The organism is Metapseudomonas resinovorans (assembly GCF_002003485.1).
Lineage (GTDB): Bacteria > Pseudomonadota > Gammaproteobacteria > Pseudomonadales > Pseudomonadaceae > Metapseudomonas > Metapseudomonas resinovorans_D.
The window spans coordinates 1-390 of record NZ_BDMA01000103.1 but is presented as its reverse complement, the minus strand read 5'-3'; the positions used below and the strand labels follow the sequence as shown (position 1 = coordinate 390).

Here is a 390-nt window from a genome sequence, read left to right as displayed (position 1 = left end):
CCGCCGAAGGCGGTTCCGCTGCTGTTGAAGCGGTCGGCACCGTGTCCGACGCCGGCAAGTCCGCCTTCGTCGGTGAAGAGCTGGCCAAGTCCGATCGTCCGGAACTGACCGCTGCCAAGATCGTCGTCTCCGGCGGCCGCGGCATGCAGAACGGCGACAACTTCAAGCACCTCTACGCCCTGGCCGACAAGCTGGGTGCTGCCGTGGGTGCTTCCCGTGCCGCCGTCGACGCCGGTTTCGTGCCGAACGACATGCAGGTCGGTCAGACCGGCAAGATCGTTGCCCCGCAGCTGTACATCGCCGTGGGCATCTCCGGTGCCATCCAGCACCTGGCCGGCATGAAGGACTCCAAGGTGATCGTCGCGATCAACAAGGACGAAGAGGCGCCGA

1 protein-coding gene is annotated in these 390 nt (G+C 65.9%); it reads left to right on the top strand.

Annotated features, from left to right (window positions below):
- Window positions 1-390 (top strand): electron transfer flavoprotein subunit alpha/FixB family protein (locus MnOB_RS28380; protein WP_199824615.1); only part of this gene is annotated, 390 nt, incomplete at both ends.